At 42.9% G+C, this 22,534-nt stretch carries 21 protein-coding genes; 9 read left to right on the top strand and 12 right to left on the bottom strand.

Annotated features, from left to right (window positions below; genetic code table 11):
* The 5 genes from JJQ94_RS18620 to JJQ94_RS18600 all read right to left on the bottom strand — a co-directional run bounded on the left by JJQ94_RS18620 (position 1) and on the right by JJQ94_RS18600 (position 4,475).
* On the bottom strand, positions 1–489 hold the full coding sequence (locus JJQ94_RS18620; RefSeq protein WP_099031598.1) for a hypothetical protein: 489 nt from the start codon (positions 487–489) through the stop codon (positions 1–3).
* 116 nt (positions 490–605) lie between these two features.
* Complete coding sequence (locus tag JJQ94_RS18615; protein ID WP_099031599.1) at positions 606–1,286, bottom strand: glycine-rich domain-containing protein; 681 nt, start codon at positions 1,284–1,286, stop codon at positions 606–608.
* A 113-nt stretch (positions 1,287–1,399) separates the two neighbouring features.
* Entirely contained in the window at positions 1,400–3,166 is a 1,767-nt protein-coding gene (gene phaC, locus JJQ94_RS18610; RefSeq protein WP_099031600.1) for a class I poly(R)-hydroxyalkanoic acid synthase, read from the bottom strand.
* 62 nt (positions 3,167–3,228) lie between these two features.
* Positions 3,229–3,576: a phasin family protein gene (locus JJQ94_RS18605; protein WP_017216260.1), complete on the bottom strand. Its 348-nt coding sequence runs from the start codon at positions 3,574–3,576 to the stop codon at positions 3,229–3,231.
* Between the two features lie 149 nt (positions 3,577–3,725).
* Complete coding sequence (locus tag JJQ94_RS18600) at positions 3,726–4,475, bottom strand: SDR family oxidoreductase (protein ID WP_099031601.1); 750 nt, start codon at positions 4,473–4,475, stop codon at positions 3,726–3,728.
* Positions 4,476–4,691: 216 nt separating this feature from the next.
* On the opposite strand from JJQ94_RS18600, the gene JJQ94_RS18595 reads away from it, so the two are divergent.
* Both JJQ94_RS18595 and JJQ94_RS18590 read left to right on the top strand, forming a co-directional pair.
* The gene (locus tag JJQ94_RS18595) at positions 4,692–5,234 is read left to right on the top strand and encodes a hypothetical protein (protein ID WP_099031602.1); all 543 of its coding nucleotides are present in this window, start codon (positions 4,692–4,694) and stop codon (positions 5,232–5,234) included.
* 114 nt (positions 5,235–5,348) lie between these two features.
* Positions 5,349–6,194 carry a PD40 domain-containing protein gene (locus tag JJQ94_RS18590; protein ID WP_099031603.1) on the top strand — a complete coding sequence of 282 codons (846 nt, stop codon included), beginning with the start codon at positions 5,349–5,351 and terminating at the stop codon, positions 6,192–6,194.
* A 25-nt stretch (positions 6,195–6,219) separates the two neighbouring features.
* On the opposite strand, the gene JJQ94_RS18585 is transcribed toward JJQ94_RS18590, so the two are convergent.
* On the bottom strand, positions 6,220–7,737 hold the full coding sequence (locus JJQ94_RS18585) for a winged helix-turn-helix domain-containing protein (RefSeq protein WP_099031604.1): 1,518 nt from the start codon (positions 7,735–7,737) through the stop codon (positions 6,220–6,222).
* A 138-nt stretch (positions 7,738–7,875) separates the two neighbouring features.
* Between JJQ94_RS18585 and JJQ94_RS18580 the strand changes: the two genes are divergently transcribed.
* A complete protein-coding gene (locus JJQ94_RS18580) occupies positions 7,876–9,303 on the top strand; it encodes a serine hydrolase (protein WP_099031605.1) in 1,428 nt (475 codons plus the stop codon).
* A gap of 132 nt (positions 9,304–9,435) precedes the next feature.
* On the opposite strand, the gene JJQ94_RS18575 is transcribed toward JJQ94_RS18580, so the two are convergent.
* On the bottom strand, positions 9,436–10,620 hold the full coding sequence (locus JJQ94_RS18575; protein WP_236596516.1) for a methyl-accepting chemotaxis protein: 1,185 nt from the start codon (positions 10,618–10,620) through the stop codon (positions 9,436–9,438).
* A 221-nt stretch (positions 10,621–10,841) separates the two neighbouring features.
* Between JJQ94_RS18575 and JJQ94_RS18570 the strand changes: the two genes are divergently transcribed.
* On the top strand, positions 10,842–11,939 hold the full coding sequence (locus JJQ94_RS18570; RefSeq protein WP_201435432.1) for an ISAs1 family transposase: 1,098 nt from the start codon (positions 10,842–10,844) through the stop codon (positions 11,937–11,939).
* 6 nt (positions 11,940–11,945) lie between these two features.
* On the opposite strand, the gene JJQ94_RS18565 is transcribed toward JJQ94_RS18570, so the two are convergent.
* The gene (locus JJQ94_RS18565; RefSeq protein ID WP_236596515.1) at positions 11,946–12,293 is read right to left on the bottom strand and encodes an MCP four helix bundle domain-containing protein; all 348 of its coding nucleotides are present in this window, start codon (positions 12,291–12,293) and stop codon (positions 11,946–11,948) included.
* Between the two features lie 465 nt (positions 12,294–12,758).
* A complete protein-coding gene (locus tag JJQ94_RS18560; RefSeq protein ID WP_099029427.1) occupies positions 12,759–13,277 on the bottom strand; it encodes a hypothetical protein in 519 nt (172 codons plus the stop codon).
* Between the two features lie 269 nt (positions 13,278–13,546).
* On the opposite strand from JJQ94_RS18560, the gene JJQ94_RS18555 reads away from it, so the two are divergent.
* From JJQ94_RS18555 to map, 4 genes are all read left to right on the top strand, one after another.
* Positions 13,547–13,921 (top strand): rhodanese-like domain-containing protein, encoded by a 375-nt coding sequence (locus JJQ94_RS18555; protein WP_099029426.1) that lies wholly within the window; start codon positions 13,547–13,549, stop codon positions 13,919–13,921.
* Positions 13,922–14,118: 197 nt separating this feature from the next.
* The gene (locus JJQ94_RS18550; protein ID WP_099029425.1) at positions 14,119–16,392 is read left to right on the top strand and encodes a TonB-dependent siderophore receptor; all 2,274 of its coding nucleotides are present in this window, start codon (positions 14,119–14,121) and stop codon (positions 16,390–16,392) included.
* A gap of 177 nt (positions 16,393–16,569) precedes the next feature.
* On the top strand, positions 16,570–16,770 hold the full coding sequence (locus JJQ94_RS18545; protein WP_099029424.1) for a ParD-like family protein: 201 nt from the start codon (positions 16,570–16,572) through the stop codon (positions 16,768–16,770).
* 1 nt (position 16,771) lies between these two features.
* Positions 16,772–17,542: a type I methionyl aminopeptidase gene (map, locus tag JJQ94_RS18540; RefSeq protein ID WP_099029423.1), complete on the top strand. Its 771-nt coding sequence runs from the start codon at positions 16,772–16,774 to the stop codon at positions 17,540–17,542.
* Between the two features lie 12 nt (positions 17,543–17,554).
* Here the strand turns inward: map and JJQ94_RS18535 are convergent, their stop codons facing one another.
* The gene (locus JJQ94_RS18535; RefSeq protein ID WP_099029422.1) at positions 17,555–18,358 is read right to left on the bottom strand and encodes a methyltransferase domain-containing protein; all 804 of its coding nucleotides are present in this window, start codon (positions 18,356–18,358) and stop codon (positions 17,555–17,557) included.
* Positions 18,359–18,389: 31 nt separating this feature from the next.
* The gene (locus tag JJQ94_RS18530; RefSeq protein ID WP_099029421.1) at positions 18,390–19,145 is read right to left on the bottom strand and encodes a Nif3-like dinuclear metal center hexameric protein; all 756 of its coding nucleotides are present in this window, start codon (positions 19,143–19,145) and stop codon (positions 18,390–18,392) included.
* A gap of 190 nt (positions 19,146–19,335) precedes the next feature.
* On the opposite strand from JJQ94_RS18530, the gene JJQ94_RS18525 reads away from it, so the two are divergent.
* A complete protein-coding gene (locus JJQ94_RS18525) occupies positions 19,336–21,369 on the top strand; it encodes a tetratricopeptide repeat-containing sensor histidine kinase (RefSeq protein ID WP_099029420.1) in 2,034 nt (677 codons plus the stop codon).
* Positions 21,370–21,455: 86 nt separating this feature from the next.
* Here JJQ94_RS18525 and JJQ94_RS18520 read toward each other — a convergent pair whose 3' ends face one another.
* The gene (locus JJQ94_RS18520) at positions 21,456–22,529 is read right to left on the bottom strand and encodes an efflux RND transporter periplasmic adaptor subunit (protein ID WP_099029419.1); all 1,074 of its coding nucleotides are present in this window, start codon (positions 22,527–22,529) and stop codon (positions 21,456–21,458) included.
* Positions 22,530–22,534 lie beyond the last annotated feature (5 nt).

Raw genomic sequence — 22,534 nt, 5'->3', positions numbered from 1 at the left:
CTATTTCACAAGCACGGCGTACTCGAAGTTTGTGCGCTGTGAATTTGGACTGATCACTACTTGATATGTGTCGGCGCCAAGCATCACATAATTTACTTTGCCGACTTTAAGTGGCTTTGGTGTACTATCTAAGTCCATGATCCAGACACCAGTTTCCGTATCTGGTGCTAAGTTTATTAAGGTTCTTCCGGCGTTATTTGGAATATATAAAGCGGCATTGCTACTTTTACCCCAAATCGCTTTGAGTTTGTGGTTTTCTGACACCAATGTGTAATCCGCAGGACCGGAAGGGCGCATATCGGTCTGACGTTTGACTTCACACTGTTCACATTGAATTGAGGGAGCTGACAGATGCGTTTGCAGCTGCCCATCAAAAATGATGCCTTCTGAGGCTATTCTCCACAAAGATTGACCTTCGCCCAGCTGGTGGCATCCCGACATCAGTAAGGCTAAAAATAGCAGGCTGTAATGTTTGTTGAAAATAGGCACCGGATCACCAAAAGAAAACTAGTTAAACCGGTACAAATAGTAGCTAATCTTTAGCGCCAATATAAGGCCTTAACGTTAACGAATGTAAAAGGCCGCATCCTAGAAATACTTTGTGTTTAACTACTACAGCCGCTACCGCAACTTGAGCCACTACTACAACTTGAGTTTGAAGAGCTTGAGGAAGAGGTGCTGCTGTCGCCACTGTCCATTGACGTACACCCGATGTGCCCGGCATAGGTTGTAGTGCTGGAATCGCCTTTGGCAATGGGTTCTCGAAAATCAGTTGCCGAGTAGTAATAGCCATTTGGGATGTTAAGTAAGGCATCCAGTGCGAATAATATAGGTAAAGCAGCTGGTCTTCGCGGGGATATGCGCTCGATGCTACAGCAGGCTCGCCATGTCTTACGTAGGCTGAGTTGAGCTTTGTTTTTCCCTTTCATTGCCTCAGATGGACAATGATGTAAGAAACGGTCAAAGGCCTCGTAGCAAAAGGAGTGATACTCTTGGGTGTGTAAAATAAATTCATGCCACAGCGCATCGACAACCCGAGAGGGCATAGCTAAGGATTGATCTTCGAGCAATAAGTTCGCTTGAAAAAACTGCTTAAGACCTAACTCAACTTGTGTCAGTTGCTCATTAGTAAGCTCTGGATAATGGTGGCTGAGTTTGGGTCTTAAATGTGTGAGGTCGTAATCTTGAATAAAACTACGTCTACGTGCCGTCGTTTTTACTTTTTGATATTGTAATACGCCAACAAAGGCTAAGAACGCCGCAACAAGTATAAGAAATCCAATCATGTTATTTCCCTATATTTTTGTGTCCTAGACTGACCGAATGTATAGAATGTGTCAATAACGGGAAATATTAGAAGCAAGATTGCTTGCCTCTAATTGATTTGATTGTAAGTTTCTTAAATACTCTGTTTGACGTATTCTCCGGGGGCATCATAAATCCCCGGTTGTTCATCACTTTGTGCGGCACGGGCTGGGACTTGATCTGGGTTTATTTGATGTAACCACTGTGCCCAATGCGACCACCATGACCCGCTTTCATGCTTTGCCGAGGCAAGCCACTCGGCGGGGTTGTCTTGGTCTTGTCCATCAAACCAATAACCATATTTGTTTGCACTAGGCGGGTTGACTACTCCGGCAATGTGACCTGACTCCCCAAGCACAAAGGTGAGCGGGCTGCTGAGTCTTTTGGCGCCCTCAAAAGTGCCTTGCCACAGCGCAATATGATCGTCACGGGTAGAGAGAAAGTAGACAGGTTGCTTTACTTTACTGAGGTCAATTTTAGTGCCACGAATACTGACAGACTTGTCTTCAATAAGCAGATTATTGAGATATAAGTCTCGTAAAATAAAGTTGTGACAGGCCGCTGTTAGGTTCGTGCTATCACTATTCCAGTAGAGTAAATCTAAGTCGGCGGGCGCTTTGCCTTTGAGGTAATTATTGACGAAGTAGTTCCAATACAAGCTGTTTTCTCTCAGCATGCTAAAAGAAGTACCGAGCAGGTGCCCTGACATCACGCCATTTTGATTATTATACTGTTCTAGCGCATTAATGGTGGGCTCATTGATAAATGCGCCAAGTTCTCCAGGCTGCGAGAAATCTAAAATCGTGGTCAGCAAGGTTGCGCTTTTTACTCTTTGTTTGATGCGCTTAGCAGCAATATAGGCCATACATGTAGTGAGTAGAGTACCGCCGATACAATAACCCACAGTATGGATTTGCGTTTCGCCTGTTTGCTTTTCAGTTTGCTCTAAAGCACATAACACACCGTCGACGACATAGTCGTCAAACGCAATATTTGCCATGCTTGGATCTGGGTTTTTCCATGACATCATTAACACGGTATAACCTTGTTCAAGTGCCCATTTAACCATCGAGTTATCTGCTCTCAAGTCCAAAATATAGTATTTATTAACAAATGGCGGCACGATAAGCAGGGGAGTCTTGTGTACTTGCTCCGTAGTCGGATGATATTGGATCAATTCAAACAAGTGGTTTTGAAATACCACTCTACCCGGTGTACAAGCTAGGTCTTCTCCAAGTGTATACGCATTTTCATTGGTCATGCTGACTCGGAGCATTTCAGTACTTTTGGCTAAATCTTTTTTTAAGCGCGCCAGTCCATCGAATAGATTTTGCCCGTTACTTTCTAGCGTCAGCTTGAGTAATTCTGGGTTGGTTGAAACAAAGTTGCTCGGTGATACTGAATTAACGGACTGTCTTGCAAAAAACGCTAATCGCTCTTTAAGTTTTGGGTCGAGACCTGGAGTATTTTCAATGGTGTTTTGTAGTGATTGTCCAAACCAAAGATAGCTTTGTTTAAGGTAGTTAAACCAAGGATTTTCTTGCCAATCTGGGTCTACAAAGCGTTTGTCTCCACGCTCAGGGCTAATAATGTCTTCTTTCTCATCTGTAGTTTGTGGCATAAAACTGTTTTGAAAAATAGCAAACTGAGTTTGCCACCACGCATTTTGCTGTTTAATAAAGGTTTCCGGTTGCTGATTGAGTGCACTGAGCCAACTTTGTAAGTCGGCTTGGTTTTGCTCATTTAATGCATTTTGTAATGGATTCTCTTTACTAAAATTTGTCGCTGCGAGCTGCCACAATTCTTGGTTATATTGCCACCACGCAGTTAACCCTTGCTCAATATTTTCTTGAGTGCCCATACAGGTAAATCCTTTGTGTTGTTTGAACGGGTAAGGCGACCTAAGTCGCCCAAAATTGCAGGTTATTGCGCTTTCGCTGTTTTTAGCGTTTCTTTACCAAGAGATTCTAAGCTGTCTTTAAATTCTTGGCCTAATTGAGAAAGCTTTTGACCGTCTTGGATCATCTGTTGGCTTAGTGCGTTTAACGCGTTCAACTGACTTGCGTTAAAATCCATCATAGATTTTGCATCTTTGATTTCAGTCGCTTGCTTTAGCTGCTCAATGGATGTTTTAGTGATCTGTTCAGCCGAGTGCAGCTGAATTTTAGATAGTGCTTCGATGTTTTTTGCTACGATTTGGTTAAACTGTACCGCTGGTGCAAAGAATTGCTCAGTTTGTTCGTTGAATGTTTTGAATAAATCGCTGTACATGGTCTTTTCCTTGTTATCGATTAAATTAACACAATGGATGATAGTGATCAGTTAGCACCACCGAACATCAGGTACAGCTCGCTCCCTCGGTGGAACTTAACCTGAGGTTTGGATAAGGCATTAATTATCCGAAGCTCAGGTTATTTAGGTTATTGCATATATAGGCCGCCATTGAGCGACAGGGTTTCGCCAGTAATGTAACCGGCTTCTTTTGATGCTAAGTAAGCAACTGCAGCTGCAACTTCGTCAGGCGTGGCTAAACGCTGCATCGGTACTTGTGTTTTTATGCTATTTAATACGTCTTCACGCATGGCGCTCACCATAGGCGTTTCTGTGTAGCCTGGTGCTACTGCATTGACGGTGACACCGCTTCTCGCACCTTCATAGGCTAGCGCTTTGGTAAAGCCAATCATGCCTGCTTTTGCGGCGGAATAATTAGCCTGCCCAAACTGACCTTTGAGGCCGTTAACGCTGGAGATATTAACGATACGACCTTGCTTATTTGCGCACATTGCCGCAAAGACAGGGTTGGTCATATTAAAGAGGGAATTTAAATTGGTGTTGATCACCTCGCTCCATTGCGCGTGGGTCATTTTTTTAAACGCTGAGTCGCGCGTGATCCCGGCGTTGTTTACGAGTAGATCGATATTACCAAATTCTTGTAGGACCTGAGTCATCGCTGTGTGGCATTGCTCAGCATTAGTCACATCCAAAAATAAAGGTTTTACTGCCGCTGGATTTATTTGTAGCGTGTTAAGCCAGAGATCAAAGTCGGCCTCATTACGCCTTTCGCTTGCTATCGCTACAACAAAAAAATCTTTTTCAATGAGTGTTTTCGTAATAGCAGAACCAATCCCACCAAAGGCACCAGTTACCACCGCAATTTGCTTGTTTTCCATAACGCTCCCGCGAAAAAAAGAGGCTATACCAACATACTTCCTAGCCGAGTTAGCTTATCGAGTATTTTTGCTGGTATTTATGACAAATTGGTCGCGAGTTGATGTCAGTTTGAAGACAGCGGAAACGAAATTAGGAACGCACAACATAAATTTAATTAAGTTTTATCCAGTTTTTCCGATATGTATAGCGAACAGTGTCTATCCCAAGGAGTGAAAATGGATATTCAAATACATCAAGGTGGCTTATCACCGCTAAAGCAGCAGACTGAATTGAAATCACAAGGCTCGGCTCAAGTTGCTTCCAACCAGGTAAAGACGAAATCACCAAGCGGTGCGGAAGAAAAGCAAGAGGTACCCGCGATGCTCTCCAAAGAGCTTGATGAAGAAGCCGCTGGTTACAAAGAAGATAACCCTGTATTTAAAGAGGATTATGAAAACTTAGAAAAGGCAATGGACCTTATTCAAGCGCAAATTCGTAAACTCCAAGAAAGAATTAATAAGCTAATGCAATCCCAAGAGCAGCGCTTTTTGAAAGTTGAACAGCACCCAGACGCGGTTAATGATGAGCAGCAAGCTTTAATCGAACACGTAGGCAGTAAAAAGTACCGTGACCAAACAAAAGTAGATGAAGTGGAAGTGCTTGAAGAGCAGCTCTCTGAATTTAAACAGCAAGAAGCGGAGCTTCGCATTCAGATGTTAAAGATGATTTTGGCGGAGCGGGAGCGATTAGAAGAGCTTAAACGTAAAGGGAAACTGTAGAAATCAGATAAAGGTCATTAATAAATCATCAGAAATTCAAGAGAATTTTGCTGAAATTGTTACCTTACCCACTCTCAAAAAAATAATCTCTAACCGAAGAAAGTGAGTAATAAAATGAAAATAAACATTGGTTTAGCGCTATTGATGATATCAATGTCTGCTAAAAGTTATGCGCAGCTTATATCCGGTCCTTATCTTGGCCAAACACCTCCTGGGGACACACCTCAAGTATTTGCGCTTGGCACGGTGTCAACAGAGCACAGAGATCACAATGCGTTTTTCTCTCCTGACATGAAAACCTTTTATTTTACGCGAAAGGATCTGAACGTGAACCGTTGGAGTTTAATGGCATACGAGCAGCGAGGTGAACAGTGGCATGAAACGGTTGTTGGTCCAAGAGTTGGCAGGCCATTACTAGCACCAGATGGCGTGACCATGCATATGGGGAAATATGTTATGACGCGTCGAGAGGGGAGGTGGTCTGAAGCCAAAAGTCTAGGCCCTATGTTTGATAAAGAAAGCTGGGGGATCATGCGGTTAAGTGCATCTGCGAGTGGTACGTATGTGTTTGACGATTATAAAAGTGGCGATGTTATTAGGATCTCTGAGGTGAAAAATGGTCAACGCCAAAGACCGGTTAAATTGGGTCCTGAAATTAACACTGGCCTTTATAATGCACATCCATTTATCGCGCCCGATGATTCTTACATTATATGGGACGGGGTTCGAGATTCAGGGTTTGGTAACTCAGATCTTTATATCAGCTTTCGTTTGCAAGACGGTAGTTGGGGCGAAGCGATTAATTTGGGAGACAAAGTAAACACGAGTGCGCGGGAGGCGTCAGCGAGTGTAACACCCGATGGCAAATATCTGTTCTTTAACCGTACCACACCTTCAAGAGATGCTGATATTTTTTGGGTTGATGCTCAGGTAATCGAAACGCTAAGACCTGCCAATTAACTTATTGGTATACAGCGCACAGTGACTACTTTGGTGTGCGCTTTATTCTTTTCTTTAAGTTAGTCAGAGTAAGCTGCTCAACAATGCTATCTACAAAATGAGCTTGATATGCTGTGATGTTGAAGGGCAATGCTTTAAACCTAAACGCGTCACTAAATCCCTGTTGAATAGCCTGTTCGAAATAGTCCTGAGCCTTGTCATTTTGCTGATGGTAAAGGCTGATGAGACCGAGGCTAAAGACCAATTCAGGATCTTGGTTGCCGGCCTTTATCTGGTTGGCAATATCATCGGTATATTTACTTATTGATTGATGCTTAGCAGTGAGGAGTGACAAGTATAATTGACTGAATAATGCATATTTACCGTGCTTTTCAACAGTCAGCGCTAAAACATTGGTCGCTTTATCATGATGATTGTTACTTAGATAAGAAAGGGCTGTGAACCAATTTAATGTCTGAGCATTTGGCGCGGCTTTGGCTAATAAGTTAAGGTGTTGGATGGCTTTTTTATGCTGCGTTTGTTGCTGTAAAAACTGGACGTGTTCTAGTTGTATCCAAAGAGATCCCTTTACTTCAGGGCTGGCGTTGATAAGTACCTTGTTAAACCAGTTGGCCATATGCATTTTGCGCAGGCAGTGGAGGTAGCTAGCAACTACCTTGTGCTCGCTGGGAGAAGCCTCATAAGCTTGGCGTGCTAGTGGGTATGCATCAATGGTATTGCCTTGCAAGAGATAGGTTTCGGCCAGATGTGACTTTAACAAAGGCCAATTAGGTGTATTTGCTATGGTGTCATTTAGAAGTTTTTGTGCTTGATGGTAATGCCCTTGAAGAGTATGGACTTGAGCCAAAAGCAGATTTGCCGATGGACTATCGGGTGTTAAGTCCAGCGCTTTTTCTGTATTGATCCGGCTTCTCGTCAGCGCATCTGCAACCTGATTATATAAGCTATAGTCACTCAATAATGCTCGACTCAAGCCCTTATAACTCTCATCTACATCTTGTGATGTTGTGATGCTTTGCTGATACAGCGCTATTGCCCGTAAATTATCTTCTAAAGTTTGTTGGGTAAAGTGCTGCTGGGCGATGCTCAATGTTGCGTCTGAGCTTGTTGAAGAAAATGGTGAGGTAAAAGGGGAGTGATATATACCGATTATACACGCCAGAGCTAGGCCAATACTTCCGCCGGCTAGAGTAGTAAATCGTTTTACTGCTGGCGCTTGCGGTTCATGATTTATCTTATCAACGGTTGCGCTAAAGCGGTATCCGAAGCTGCGTTCAGACACGATATATTCTGGTTTATTGGCATCATCTTCAAGGAGCTTTCGTAGCCTTGCTATTTGTTTTTTAATCGCATCATGAGTCACGACTCGACCAAGCCAAACTTGTTGTTCTAATTGCTGGTGGCTCACAAGGTGAGGTGCATGCTCAATCAGGTTCAGCAACAATCTATGCGCGAGCGGTGTCAGTACATGAGATACATCGCGATGACTAATGGTGCGAGAAGATACATCAAAGTCCCATTTTTGATTCAACTGATACTGCAAGTCATAAATCCTGTATTTTTTATTTTATTGATTTAAATGCTTTTAATTGTTCTGTCACGCAATGTCACCAAAGCACACTGGCAAGCCAACATTAGATACGTAGAGTAAGACTCGTCATAACAACAAACAAGGATTTACATGAAAGCATTACCCCATTTACTGTTATTTTTATGCTTGTTTTCTATGCCAGCTCAGGCGACGACTCAACTGCAAAAACAACTAGATGACTATATCGCGCAGTATCACCAAATTAAAGAGTTTGATGGTGCCGCTTTGGTTGCTCGAGGATCTGAGGTGTTACTTCAGCAGGGTTATGGATTTGCGAATGTAGAGTGGCAAATAGAAAATCAGCCCAACACTAAATTTAAGCTAGCATCAGTGACTAAGCAGTTTACGGCGGTTTTGGTATTACAGCTGGTTGAGACAGGAAAGATTGAGCTCGATGCCAACATTTCCCGTTATTTACCTACATACCGAAAGGATACGGGAGGCCAAATTACCATAAGGCAGTTACTTAATCATACATCAGGCCTACCAGACGTGTTTCAACACCCTGAATTTCGCCAGGTGCAAAGTCACAACCCTTATAACCGCGATGAGCTTATCGACCATTTCTGCTCAGGAAACTTGTTGTTTGAGCCGGGCTCTGCGTTTCGTTACAGCAATGCCGGTTACACTATACTTGGACGTATCCTTGAGCTTGTGAGTGGAAAAAGTTACTGGCAACTACTTGAAAAGCAAATATTAGTACCACTAGATATGAAAGAAACTGGATTTGCCGATCATAAGCAGGTAATTAAAGGCCTAGCGAATGGTTACGATACCACGTTGATGGGGTTCAAACATGCCGATTTTATTGACATGACAGTGCCTTTTTCCGCGGGCGCAATGTATTCAACGGTGCAAGATATGTATAAGTGGGACCGTGCATTATACACAGATAAACTATTAACGCCTGAGACCAAGACATTGTTATTTACCCCCTCTAAACATAGAAATTACGGGTTTGGCTGGGAAATCACCAACAAAGAAGATGCCAGTCAAATTAAAACGCTGGTTCACCATGCCGGTGGGATCCCAGGGTTTGGGGCTAAGATTGCAAGAGTATTGGAGGACAAAACGGTTGTTATTTTACTGGATAATACAGGCGGCGCACCATTGACACAGATGGTTGATGGCATACTTGAAATACTTGCAGGTAAAGCTGTAGCAGCGCCCAAGTTAAGTCCATATCGACTGCTTTTTGCAACGAGTCTATCTGACGGCGTTGAAGTTGCGATTAAAAACTATCAACAACAGGTTCGCGAAGGGAAGGGGCTGAGTGAGCGCCAACTAAATCGCTTTGGATATCAATTATTGGAAGTCGGTTATTACGACGCCGCAATTGAATTTTTCAAATTGAATGTTGCGGCACACCCAAAAAGCTTGAATACCTATGACAGTCTTGCCGAGGCGTATCTTAGTAAAGGAGATAAAACCAATGCACGTGTTACTTACCAACAGTTATTGCAATTAGATAGTAACCATGAGGTGGCTAAGAGGTTTGTAGAATCAACCTTGAAGTGAGCGCAGCAATCAACTTTTGCTATGTCTGTTACCGAGCATAGTTTTCTGATGACTTAGCTCTTTCGTGATATAGCGCTTAGCCGTTACCTAAGCGTAAGCGCTATTTATCATAACTAATTTAGTGGAGCTATCTTAGAGCGTAAACTTGTCGACTTGTGACTTTAAGTCGTGGGCAAGTTTACTCATTTCATTACACGCCGTCGCGGTTTGGTTGGCACCTTCGGTCATTTCAACGGCCGAGTAATTGATAGTCTCGATATTTTTGTTCAGCTCCTCTGAAACCACAGATTGCTGATGACAAGCTGATGCGATTTGCGTACTCATCGCTGCGATGCTGTCAATTTGAGATTCAATTTGATGGATCATATTGCCAGCGACTTCTGATTGCTCAACACAAAGTGCAATACCTTGTTCACAGCTTTTGGTTGCCACGCCGGTTTCCTTCGACTTGGTTTGTAGGTCGTTGACGATTTCAACAATTTGCGTGGTTGAATCTTGAGTGCGTTGGGCCAGTGAGCGAACTTCATCCGCAACAACGGCAAAACCACGACCTTGCGCGCCTGCACGCGCAGCTTCAATGGCGGCATTTAATGCCAATAGATTCGTTTGCTCCGCGATCTCTCTGATTACGTCAACAACCACATTAATGTTGTGTGAGTTTTTCTCGAGATTATTGGCAAGCTCGCCTGCAGATGTTACTGTTTGTGCAACGTCTGAAATATGATTAATATTTGATTTAAGTGCGTCGCTGCCTTCTCTGGCTTTTTCACTCGCCTGATTTGCTGACTCAGCGCCCATTTCTGTACTTTTAGCTACTTCACTAATCGCAGCTTGCATTTGTGTCATCGCGGATGCGACGGATTGCAGCTCATTTTGTTGTACATTCATACCTTGGGCATTTTGGTAAGAAATAGCATTTACTTCTTCTACTGCTGCAGTTAATTGAATGGCAGAGTCATTGATCATGGTGATTAAGGCGTGTAACTGTGAACGCATTTTTTCTAAAGATTGGGTCAATAAACCGAGCTCGTTCTTACCTGTATCTTCAAGTGTAATCGCGTGATTTAGCTCACCACGGGCGATTTTACTCGCAAGATCCACCGATAAAGCAAGCGGCGTCTTAATTGCTCTACTCAACAGCATACAGATAATGACTATGGTTACTGCAACGAGTAATCCAGAAATCGCCAAAGTAAATAAGGTGCTATTAACTGCTGATATAGCCGAGCGCTCAGAATTTTCAACACTGCTATCATTTAGTGCTTCCAGTTCACTAAGCTCAGACATGGCGTTGGCAAACAGTGGATAGCTATCCAAAATAATACGATTTGCTTCTTTTGCGTTGCCACTTAGGATAAGGTTTTCATAATGATAAGTCGCATTGACATATCGCTGCCAAGCCTTAATAAATGCGTCAAATAGTGCTTTTTCTTCTGTACTAACCGGTCACGGCGGGATCACACTTTGTAAAAAGGCTTTAACATCCGGTCCTTTTCTGATCTAATAACGCTCACATTATCACTATCTACTTGTTAATTATGTCGTTATTTAGCCACCTTGAACTTGTTGAAGATAAGCGTTCTTCTATCAATCAACATCATGATCTTGCTGATGTTTTGTTTCTTATCATCTCGGCGGTTTTATCTGGTTGTGAAGGCTGGAAAGATATCGAGGTGTTCGGGCACAGTAAACTGCCTTGGCTCAGGCAGTTCAGAGCATTTAAGCACGGTATTCCAACGCGACATAGCATTGCACGTATTCTTAAAACAGTAGAAACTGACTCTCTGGTTTTGGCCTTGTTCAGTTGGGTCAACGAACAGCGCTCTCAGTCTGGTAAGCCAATCATTGCGTTTGATGGTAAAACTCTGCGCGGTGCCAGTAAAAAGCGTGAGGATAACTTACATTTGGTGTCTGCTTTTGATTGCGAGTCTGGTTTAACTTTGTATCAGCGAACGGTAGAAAATAAGTCCAATGAGATACCGGCAGTTAGGGCCTTATTAGATGTGCTCGATATTTCAGATTCTATCGTCACACTAGACGCACTACATTGTCAGAAAGCGACACTTTCAGCATTGATTTCAAGAGGGGCTGACTATCTGGTTCAGGTCAAAGCAAATCAGAAAACACTCTATAAAGCAGTCACTTCATGTTTTGAAACAGCCTTTGAAGAAGAAAAGAATTTGCCTGAAGATGTACAAGTCAGCAATGGTCATGGACGTCAGGAAACACGCATCACTTATGTTCTGAAGGCCGACAATCTGCCTGAAGAGATAAGAGAAAAATGGCCTGGGCTTACTTCGCTGATCGCGGTTGAAAGGCACAAAAAATCCGAGTCTATAACAAAAATAGACACGCACTTTTATGTCACTTCAGTTGAGCCTGATGCACAGATGTTACAAAAAGCTATCCGCCACCATTGGCACATCGAGAACCAGCAGCATTGGGTACTGGATGTGGTGTTTAAGGAAGATGCTTGCCAGATCAGTGAGCCGATTTCCGCGGAAAACATGGCGCTGTTCAGACGGGTCGTTCGCAATCTGGTAAAACAGCACACAGGCCGTAAAGATTCGATACGTGGTAAGTGTGTTCGGGCCAGCTTTGACGATGAATTCAGAGCAGAGCTTATCTTCGGTTAATGGTCGTTAACGAAGTATGCTCTCACCCTGACTAACCGGTAGTGCCTGATAGGCTGCTATCTTGTCATTTAATGACTTCTTTAGATCTCTTAAAATAGCGAGCCAGTTATGCACCTCTGAGTCTTCAGGGTTTAACGCAGTACTAAACTCATCTTTACGTATCGTTGCTAAGTCAATTTTAATGTCTTTGATGGTTTCCATCGATGGAATGCTGGTTCTGACAATGTAGTTCAGATTGGCGTTTACTTCTTTCATCCCTTGGTAGCTCATCAGACCTACGCTAATGAAAATGACAAAGAGTAAGGTGAAACTTAACGTTATTTGGTTAGAAATAGATAGTTTTTTTAACTGCATTGTTGGCGCTCAATGAAACCATTAGTGATGATTAATATTTAAAGGGGCGGTATTGTATTTGAAAAGTGAGTTGTTTTTGTAATTAAATATTTTTTGCCAATGTTTTCAGTTTGTATTATTTGTTGATTAAATTTTGTGTTTTAGCTTTTCGTATTTTTGAGTGAAAAATCAACGTGGTTTTTTATTCTTTTTTAATGGTTTTATTTTGTTAAAACGTACTTAAGTTCGCGTATTGTACACTGAGACACTTGTGTTATTTCGTTTAACTAAATGATTTTGTTATAACTTATTTTTTAGTGGATGAAATAGTTGCTGAATTTAAGTGAATAAAAATTCAGCTTCAATTTTAATTGTGAAAATTGGTATAGTACTCACACAGGGGAGCAATTCAGTAAAAAAAATCACCAGCTGCGACTAAAGCCATACTTAAATGAACAAAAGTTAAATAGTGATGAACAACTGATATTAGGTTTCGTATCTTTTATCGCGTTGTCTGGTCATTTCGTCTCGCACCATCTGGATCATCTGTTGTTTTACATCTGCATATTGTGCTTTAAGCTCATCAAGTTGATGGGTTAAGACCTCGATTTGTTTTTCAGTCTCTTTATCGCGATATTGTTTGGCTCCAATATGCTCGTATCTGAGCGTGTTGTCGTGTTGTGAAGGAGTATCGATATCACTCTCGTCGGAGATTTTCATTGCTCGTTGTAAAGGCGCTTTCATCAATTCGGAAATAAGCTGCTGTAAATGCTCTACCTGATCCTTTAATAGGGCTTCTGATTCTTCTAGCGCTTCATATTGCTGTTTAAAATTTGGGTTGTTGTCTTTGTATTTTTTTGCCTTTTTGTCCATAAACTCAGTCAATATGGCTTCATTTGCTGATTTTTCTTCCTTTTCTTCAGTCGAGTGACTTGTGGCGGTAGATGTTTTGTTGTTTGCGTTTAGTGTGTCGGCAAAGTGATGTGGCTTCATTTGAATTTCCATAACATTATCCTTGTTAGCCCCGTTTTTTACTATATCGGAATATCGCCTCAATTCTTTAGTCATTCAGCCAACACCTAAAGCTAAAAGTCAGGGCAAAAAACTTGTGATATGAAAATGGTTTTGTAAGAGGGTTTGGAAATGCTGCGGGCATCGTCGTCGTAGGTAGGATAACATTGACTATCAAAATATGGCGGTGTTACACATAAGTGTTAGTGGTGCCAAAAAATGGCAAACTCTGTTTGGTAGATTGTTTAAAAAGAGGTAAGAAGATGAGAAAACTGATTATTAGTTTTATGTGGTTTGTTAGCAGTATTTGCTACGCACAGTCGGAAACGATCACACAGCAAGCGCTGATGGTAAATCAAATGTCTGCAGACGCTTATACCATAGTGGACGTACGAAGCCCTGAAGAGTTTGCCGCAGGACATATCAAAGGGGCAATAAACATTCCTTTTAACGAGGTTGAAACGCATCAGAAAGAGCTGACTAAACTGACTGACACGCCACTCGTTGTGTACTGCCGCTCAGGGCGTAGGGCTGGCATATTTATTGAAGCACTAGCGCCAAAAGGCTACACCTTGAAACACTTAGAAGGTGATATGAATAAGTGGCTGGCAGAGTCTTTACCTGTGGTGAAAAAGTAGGGGGTTCCCTACTTTTTTTGGGTAGCGTGCGTAAATAACAAAAGGTAAACGGCAAAGTTAAATAGGTTTTATTTGCTGCCACATTTGAATGACATTTAATAAGAACTTCACATAACTAAAAAAGGGACTTGAAAGGAGTGTTAATATAAATGATAATCACTATCGTTTTCAAAATGAAGTTAATTTAGGGAAAAACGATGCGCTCTTCATCTCCACGTACACTAAACCATTCTTTAAAACTCTCTCTTTGCGCCACTTTTGTGCTGTTTTCACTACATGGCAATGCACATGCTGCGGAAGTTGCCGATGATACGCTAGCAGCCGATGCTGCGGGTGATGGCAGGGCTCAAGAGCTTGAGCATATTTATGTGACTGGCACGAGTGTAAAAAATTACACAGAATCTGCGAACAAAGCGGCATTAAAAATGATTTTATCACAGCGTGAAACGCCTCAAGCGGTGACCGTTATCACAAATCAAATGATGCAAGATTGGCAGACGGTTAACATTGATGAGATCTTGGAACATGCAACGGGCTTTTATGCAAAGCGTGGAGCCAGTCTCGATAGGACACGTTTTTCTGTACGTGGTGGTGATGTCAATTTAATCCAAATCGACGGTGTGCAACAGTTCCCTGGTGGTCGAAGACCGAATGTAAACGGGGATGCGGTTGCTTATGAGCGCGTGGAGATTGTACGTGGTGCAAATGGTTTATTAACTGGCGTTGGTGACCCAACTGCGACCGTAAACTTAGTAAGAAAACGTGCAACAAGCGATGAATTTAAGGGCAGTGTGGCGGTTTCGGCCGGTAGTTGGGATAATTACCGCGCAGAGGTGGATGTGGCGAGCGGGTTAAACCAAGAAGGTAGTATTCGTGGCCGCTTTGTTGCTGCACATTATGAAAGAGATTCTTACATTGAGCGTTATAGCCAGGAAAAGACGTCCATATATTCTACCGTTGAGACTGATCTGACCGATTACACCTTATTGCGACTCGGTGTGGAATATGCTGACACTGCTTCAAAAGGGGCGATAAATAGCCACTCTCAACCTTACTTTTACGCTGATGGTAGTCGCTATCAGGGACGTCGTGGTGACACCGGGATGACGGCAAAATGGAGTAGCTGGCCAATCGAAGAATACACCTATTTTATTGGGCTTGATCACGCGTTTGAAAACGATTGGCAACTCCATGCCATCGCGACTTACAATACCATTGAGATGCAAGGCGGGCAGCTGTTTTTCGTCTATCCTGATGGGCCTATCAACCCAGATGGCAGCAGCGATAATGGATTCGGTTACAGTGCTGTAATAAGTAGCTCCGAAGATGAACAAAAGACAATAGACTTGTCACTCCAAGGCCCAGTAGAGCTATTTGGTCGTACGCACGATGTCATTTTTAGCTACAACCAATTCAAGCGAGAGCGTACGTCATTTGGTAATGAAGCAGACCAAACCACGATTTCATTAGAAGGATTAAATTTTCACGATTGGACTGGTGACGTGCCGCGCTATCCGTTTAAAGATTTAGGTCGTGATAGTTTGACGGTAACAGACTCTAATGGTGGATTTGTGGCCGTGCGTGTTAACCCGCATGATGATGTTAAACTTATTGTTGGCGCTAGGATCACCAATTGGGAGTACGATATTGACCTTCATGATCCTAACAACGGTAAGTTTCTTCGTAACCGCTATCATGAAAAGGTGGATACAGAAGTCACCCCTTATGCCGGGGTCGTGGTTGATATCAATGAACAATATAGTGTTTACGCAAGCTACACAGAAGCATTTCAGCCGCAAGCCTATTTTGATATTAATGATAAAATGCTCGACCCAAGCACAGGCGAAAGCTATGAGCTAGGGGTAAAAGGTGAGTTACTTGATGACACGCTGAACTTTACGGCGGCGGTGTATCGCAATGTTGAAAATGGACTTGCGATTGCTGATCCAAACTACCCAGACAGCTATCTAACTCCGCAGGGCAATAGGCCATATATTCAGCGCGGTGAAGGCGATACGACAGAAGGCTTTGAAGTTGAATTTACGGGCTCTATCAATGAGCAGTGGAATATCAGCTTAGGGCTGTCAAAACACAAAACTGAATCAAAAGATGGCAAAGAGCTGTTAACGGATCAGCCCAAAGAGCTGATCAACCTGTATACCACCTATGACTTTAGCGAGTTTGTTGACGGCTTTACTGCGGGGCTTGGAATTAATTGGCAAGGTAGCTTTTATGCAATACCACAAAGGCCATTGCCGGGCGGCGGTAGCGAGGCGTACAAGATCGCACAATCTTCCGGTGCATTACTTAATTTAATGGCAAGATATGAAGTGAGTGAACAACTTAGTGTGTCGCTTAACTTCAACAATCTACTAGATGAAAGTTACTACAACAGTATTTCATCTTGGGACGGCTATGTAATGCACGGCGAACCGTTCAATTGGCAATTAGGGATGCGTTATAGCTTTTAGTCAGTCAACCTAAGCTTGAGTGACTTAAGCTTCAAATACGGAATGCACCGCCGATGTGGTGCATTTTTTGCCTCAAAATAATAAGCAAAGGTCAACAGGCCCTAGCATTAGATTTTGCATTGTTCCGCAACTTCGTTATTATATAAAGTATATATGATATATATATGGTTTATATAAGTGGGTATCGTAAAAATTTCAGATGAACTACACGATGAGATCCGTGAAGCGAGCGCCGTGATGTCGCGTTCAATCAATTCACAGGCTGAATTTTGGATTAAAATTGGTCGACTTGCCGAGCGTAATCCAACGCTTACGTTTACAGAGATCATTACAGCAGAGATGACGCGAGTGAAGTCACAACAGCCAAAAGGAAATTGAGATGCAAGAGATTACCTTCAAAACCGCTGATGAGATCCAATTGATGCGCGAAAGTGGACGATTGCTTACGCAGGTGTTTGACTACATTGATAGTTGGATTGAACCCGGATTTTCTACGCTAGAGATTAATGATAAAGTGCACAACTTTATTGTTGATGAGCTTAAAGCGCGTCCTGCCAGTCTTGGTCAATATGGTTATCAGTTCGTCCTCAATAGCTCTGTAAACGAGGTGGTGTGCCATGGTGTGCCGAGTAAATCGCAAATCTTAAAGTCTTCGGATATTGTGAATATCGATATTACGCTTGAGAAAAGTGGCTTTATCAGCGACTCCAGCAAAATGTACGTCATGCCAGAGGCATTACTCCCGGCTAAAAAGTTAGTCGCAACAACTTATCAAGCGATGTGGGCTGGGATAAAAATGGTTAAACCTGGAGCAAAACTTGGGGATATCGGTGCGGCTGTACAGCAAGTGGCTGAAAAAGCCGGTTACAGTGTGGTACGTGAGTATTGTGGTCATGGGATAGGTAGAGAAATGCATGAAGCGCCAAATGTATTGCACTATGGCAAAGCAAATACCGGAATGACGTTAAAGCCGGGGATGGCCTTTACCATTGAGCCGATGATCAATCAGGGAAGCGCAAAAATTAAAACCAAAAAAGATGGGTGGACTGTAGTAACCCGAGATAAAAAGCTATCGGCGCAGTGGGAGCATACGGTGTTGGTAACAGATGATGGCGTTGAAGTGTTAACCCTAAGAGGGGAAGAAGCGTAAGCAGTGCTGTACTTACGCTTGTTTTAACATTAAGTGGGTATAACGACCTAAGGATGCATAGGGCTCTTGGCGATTGTATTTAAGCTCTAAGGCGAGCAAGGCATCAAAATCTTCATCCGCCTTACTCAACTCCCTTAAGTAGTCATGAAAACAGCGAACACCGGTTTTTTGCATAACGCTGAGTTTTGCCTCATCAAGCCAAGTTGCCATATCAGTTTGGCTAATTGGTTTATTGGGACTGAGACCTACTTTTTGTTTTACCTTAAGGCCTTTTTGCACATAGTCGAAGTTACCGTACACCATATTGGCCATCAGATGCGACTCATGGTTGAAATACATTAGCGAAAGCAAGCCAGTTTCGCTTAGTTGCGACTTTAGCCGCATAAGCGCACTTTGTTGCTCAACCAGCCATTCAAGCACCGCATGGCACAATACTAAGTCGAATTGTCCTAAGTTCAGCGTATCGAGCGCTTGCAGGGGGGCGTGGATAAAATGAAGTAGGTCACTCAGTCCGGCTTCATCCGCGCGCGTTTTGGCAAGTTCAAGCATCTCTTCTGAAATATCAATCACGGTGACATGGTGGCCAAGCGATGCTAAATAGAGCGCCAATTGACCTTGTCCGCCGCCGACATCTAATATGCGTTTGCCATTTGATTGCGTTAACCAGTCAACTTGTGCGCTTAAGTCACGCTTGAGCACAGCTTCTCTGATTTTGCCTTTATTGGTGCCATAGATATTGTTTTTAAACTTGTGCGTTAGTTCAGCAAAGTTTTTATCTGTCGGTGCCGGTTTTTGTTGCTGCTTTTTTCTAGCCATATGCGAGATCACTTAATTAAGCAAAGTGGTATTAAACCGGGTTGTCGATATCAATAAATTCAACATCCAAACCATATTGCGCAGCCAAATATTCACCAAGTGCCTTCGCGCCGTAACGCTCTGTGGCATGATGTCCCGCCGCGATAAAGTGGATCTTTTGTTCGTTTGATGAATGAATGGTTTGCTCTGATGCTTCACCCGTTAAGTAGGCATCAATGCCTTGGCTTGCCGCGAGATCAATAAAGCTTTGCCCACCACCTGTACACCAAGCGATGGTGCTGATTGGATGATCGCCAGCAACATTTAAGAGCGGCTTTCTACCGAGTTTCTCTTCAACTAAAGCGGCAAAATCAACAGCAGTCATTGGCGTCGTTAATTTGCCTTTTACCGCTACGCTATTTTTATTCCAAGGTTCAAGCGGTCTTTCATATTCAAGCCCAAGTAATTTACCGAGCTGTGCGTTATTCCCGAGTTCAGGATGAACATCCAGTGGAAGGTGGTAAGCGATTAAGTTGATGTCATTGGCAAGTAGAGCTTGTAAGCGGCGCTTTTTCATGCCGGTGACACATTGATCTTCCCCTTTCCAAAAATAGCCGTGGTGAACCAAAATAGCATCCGCACCACGTTCAATAGCGGCATCAATTAGAGCTTGGCTTGCGGTAACACCCGTGACGATTTTTTGGATTTCGTCTGTTCCTTCCACTTGCAGACCATTTGGACAGTAATCGTTAATTTGAAATGGCTTCAGTAATTCCGTTAATTGATTCACTAATTTGGTTCGTTTCATAACACCCCCTAACTCTCAGATAGCGCTAGTTTAACTGGTTTAGCGACGGATCAAAAAGAAAGATTACAAAGATAAATATGCTCCATATGAAGAAATAAAGATAAACAGATCGGATCTGATTGTTCTTTTATTTGAAATAAAAATAAACTACCGTGATTATTGCTACCTTATTACTAGTAAAGGTGAATTTATGTTTAAATTTGCAGTGTTTCTGCTGCTTTTGTGTACGTTTGACGTTCAAGCAGAGCTGAGTAAAGAGGATTTTGAATCTCTTCGACTGCAAATTAGGGACCAATATACAGTCGATCCTAAAATCGCCATTCAACTCACAGAACAAGCCCTAAATACCAGTCGCTTGAGCGCAGATCAGGAAATCAAAATCCTAAATTACAAAGGCTGGTTTCAAATGGAGCTGAATCAACTTTCTGAGGCTATGCGTACGACAAATGAAATCAAACGCTTGATAAGTGGCGCGCAGGACAAGTCGCTGATTTATGCTTACTACAATTTATCAGGGGGGATTTATTCTGAACTGGGATTATATGAGCTCGCTTTGGTGCAGTACAAGGATGCACTGGTGATCGCAGAGCAAAGAGGCGAGGCCATGGTGTACCAAACAAAAAGTAATATTGCTGATGTTTATTTTTTGCTTGGCCAGTACGATGTTGCACTGGATTACTATACAGAGTATCTGCAATTTCTGAATTCAAATAATGATAAGTTGTCACAATCATTACTTTATAACAATATTGCCAAGGTCTATATTGCTAAAAACGAATACGATAAAGCGTTACAATTTATAGATAAAGCCCAGCAAATTCAAAAGAGTAGCAAGTCCGATTATCATCTAGCATATTCATCACATTACCGAGGAAAAATAGCGCTTGCCAGAGGCCAGTTAAGTGCTGCTTCTGCGTACTTCAAGAAAGCCATCACGACGTTGCAACGGCTTGGCAGTACCCGCGACGTCAACGACGTTAAGCTAGATTTGATCGCGTTGGATATCAAACAGGGGGATATCGCTAAAGCTAAATTACTCGCAGAAGAAGTCCTTGATTCCACTAAGCAAACGAATACCAAAAATAAACAGGCAAGCGCCTTATCTGTGCTTGCGAAAATTGCAGAGTTACAAGGGAATAGTAAGCAAGCATTGGTCTTAACGCAGGAATTAAGTCGAGTCGAGCGAGAAATCTATGCTCAGCAGCGTAACATTACGTTATCTCGCGCTTCTTACGAACTTGAGATGGTTGAAAAAGAGCTGGAAATAGAGTCGCTTAAAAGAGTGCAGGCGGTTCAAGCAGCGGAGGCAAGCGCACAACAAAAATGGCTGCTGAGCATCATTGTGTTTATGCTGATTTATGCCATATCAACTATCTTAGTGATCCAAATAATTCGACGTCGTAATGGTAAGTTACGAGCTACATTAGAAGAGCTAACAAATACGCAAGAAATGCTCGTTGAAGCGGAGAAAATGTCGTCACTAGCCGGGTTGGTTTCGGGGATGGCGCATCATCTCAATACACCAATAGGCCTAGTGATCACCGCAAACTCTTCCCTAAATGGTTCGCTACGTGACGTTCAAGACAAATTTGAGCAAAAGACCCTGTTGCCTAGTCAGCTTAATCACTTTATCGGAGATGCTTTAGTAGCATCAGATATTGTTGACCGTAGTGCCAATCGCCTAAATGCGGCAGTCGAGAGATTTAAAGCAATTAATACCTCAATTGGTAGTGCGGAGCTTAAAACAATTGAGGTATCAGACTTTTTAAATTTGCACATTCGTGAAATGCTGATCCGTACAGCACCAAACGCTAAGTTAATGTTGAATAACGATAGCCTAGAGGTCCAAACCTACCCCAATATCTTGCTTGAGGTATTGAAGGAATTTATGCACAACTCAGTACAACACGGTTTTATCAACAATCATGTAGAAGACCAACCTCTTATCACCATCCGTGTGAATGAATATGATGATACATGGCAGCTGAGTTATAAAGATAATGGCAGAGGCTTACCAGATCATAATACCGAGCAAGTGTTTAATCCTTTTTTTAGTACCAATCTCGCTTCACAATTGGGCCTTGGCTTAACCATTGTATTTAATAGCGTGAGTCATGTACTTCAAGGAAGCATTAAGGCGTATTCCGATGACAAAGGCGTGGAGTTTTTGTTGACCTTACCCAAGCAGCTTAAAAGTGGTAGGCGGAAAGCTGTGAAGAGATAATTCAACTACTCGCGAAAACAATGCTCCCTTTAAAAAATGAGCCGCTCGTCCATGAGTGAGCTCATTGGGCTAGTAACTGGTTGCTATTAAGGGTTTGTCACCTCGACGTCTTGTCCTGTTTGCAGGCGCTCAGCACCGCGAACGGCGACTCTATCACCGGCATGTAAGATATCGCTGGTGCGGGGAGTAATTTCAACCCATTGGCCTTTGCCATAGCCTACGGTGACAGGAATTTGTTCGGCTTTATTTTGCTTATCTATTTTGACGATATGGGTGCCTTGCTTGCGTAGTATCAAAGCATCCCGGTCAACCTGCAATACGGGTTGTTTGCTGGTGAGCGGCACAGCCACATCAACTAATTGACCAATCGCCCACGTATGGGCTTGATCTGCCGCGAGAGTTGCACGCACTTCAACGGTTTGTGAGCGCGGATCGGTTGAGGGGATCACCGCTGTGACTTTCGCTGACGTATTATCTGGCTGCGATAAGTCACCAGAGCGGATTGGCAGCTCGATGCCTTTTTGCAAGAACTTTAAGTACTTAACGGGCACATATAAGCGAACTTTAAGATGATGGATATCTAATATGGTGAGCAGTTCATCGGCGCGGTTTATTTCTCGACCCGCGCGCTTAAAACGTTCACTGATAACGCCATCAAATGGTGCACGGACCGTTGCGCGAGATAACTTATCGTCAATAACCTTAAGTTCGACTTCCGCTAAGGCGATATCTGACAGCGCTAGGTCATGTTTATTTTGCATTTCATCGACTTGACTCTCTGCCGCACTGCTGGTTTTTGCGAGCTTCTTTAATCGAGTCAATTCTTGTTGATATAAGCGTAAATTGATCTTGGCTCGATTTAATAATTCGGCTTGACGGACCTTATCGAGTTCCAGTGGGAGTGTGTCCATACGTACTAAAATTTCGTCTTTCGCTACGCTGGTACCGGGTTCTGCTACGTACAACAAACGGCCACTAACCCCAGCGGTCAGCGTCACGTCGTCTTTTCCATAAAGTGTGCCACTAACTTCAATTTCGCTCGTGAGAGGGGCTTTTGTCACTTCAGCGACTGTGACTGGTACGACGGCGACGGCTTGTGGCGCAACGATCCCAGCACACAGTGCTAGGGCCTGAAGTGTCTGTTTTATTGGGTTTTTCATTCTGT

Origin of the sequence: Pseudoalteromonas sp. GCY (assembly GCF_016695175.1) — a bacterium.
Lineage (GTDB): Bacteria > Pseudomonadota > Gammaproteobacteria > Enterobacterales > Alteromonadaceae > Pseudoalteromonas.
Note: the sequence above shows the minus strand (reverse complement) of the source record. Positions and strands in the feature narration are given on the sequence as shown.

Bases quoted from the DNA above. Each gene is read 5' to 3' on its own strand.
- JJQ94_RS18615 (WP_099031599.1), bottom strand. From the start codon at position 1,286: ATGATTGGATTTCTTATACTTGTTGCGGCGTTCTTAGCCTTTGTTGGC.
- phaC (WP_099031600.1), bottom strand. From the start codon at position 3,166: ATGGGCACTCAAGAAAATATTGAGCAAGGGTTAACTGCGTGGTGGCAA.
- JJQ94_RS18605 (WP_017216260.1), bottom strand. From the start codon at position 3,576: ATGTACAGCGATTTATTCAAAACATTCAACGAACAAACTGAGCAATTC.
- JJQ94_RS18600 (WP_099031601.1), bottom strand. From the start codon at position 4,475: ATGGAAAACAAGCAAATTGCGGTGGTAACTGGTGCCTTTGGTGGGATT.
- JJQ94_RS18595 (WP_099031602.1), top strand. From the start codon at position 4,692: ATGGATATTCAAATACATCAAGGTGGCTTATCACCGCTAAAGCAGCAG.
- JJQ94_RS18590 (WP_099031603.1), top strand. From the start codon at position 5,349: ATGAAAATAAACATTGGTTTAGCGCTATTGATGATATCAATGTCTGCT.
- JJQ94_RS18580 (WP_099031605.1), top strand. From the start codon at position 7,876: ATGAAAGCATTACCCCATTTACTGTTATTTTTATGCTTGTTTTCTATG.
- JJQ94_RS18570 (WP_201435432.1), top strand. From the start codon at position 10,842: ATGTCGTTATTTAGCCACCTTGAACTTGTTGAAGATAAGCGTTCTTCT.
- JJQ94_RS18565 (WP_236596515.1), bottom strand. From the start codon at position 12,293: ATGCAGTTAAAAAAACTATCTATTTCTAACCAAATAACGTTAAGTTTC.
- JJQ94_RS18560 (WP_099029427.1), bottom strand. From the start codon at position 13,277: ATGGAAATTCAAATGAAGCCACATCACTTTGCCGACACACTAAACGCA.
- JJQ94_RS18555 (WP_099029426.1), top strand. From the start codon at position 13,547: ATGAGAAAACTGATTATTAGTTTTATGTGGTTTGTTAGCAGTATTTGC.
- JJQ94_RS18550 (WP_099029425.1), top strand. From the start codon at position 14,119: ATGCGCTCTTCATCTCCACGTACACTAAACCATTCTTTAAAACTCTCT.
- map (WP_099029423.1), top strand. From the start codon at position 16,772: ATGCAAGAGATTACCTTCAAAACCGCTGATGAGATCCAATTGATGCGC.
- JJQ94_RS18535 (WP_099029422.1), bottom strand. From the start codon at position 18,358: ATGGCTAGAAAAAAGCAGCAACAAAAACCGGCACCGACAGATAAAAAC.
- JJQ94_RS18530 (WP_099029421.1), bottom strand. From the start codon at position 19,145: ATGAAACGAACCAAATTAGTGAATCAATTAACGGAATTACTGAAGCCA.
- JJQ94_RS18525 (WP_099029420.1), top strand. From the start codon at position 19,336: ATGTTTAAATTTGCAGTGTTTCTGCTGCTTTTGTGTACGTTTGACGTT.
- JJQ94_RS18520 (WP_099029419.1), bottom strand. From the start codon at position 22,529: ATGAAAAACCCAATAAAACAGACACTTCAGGCCCTAGCACTGTGTGCT.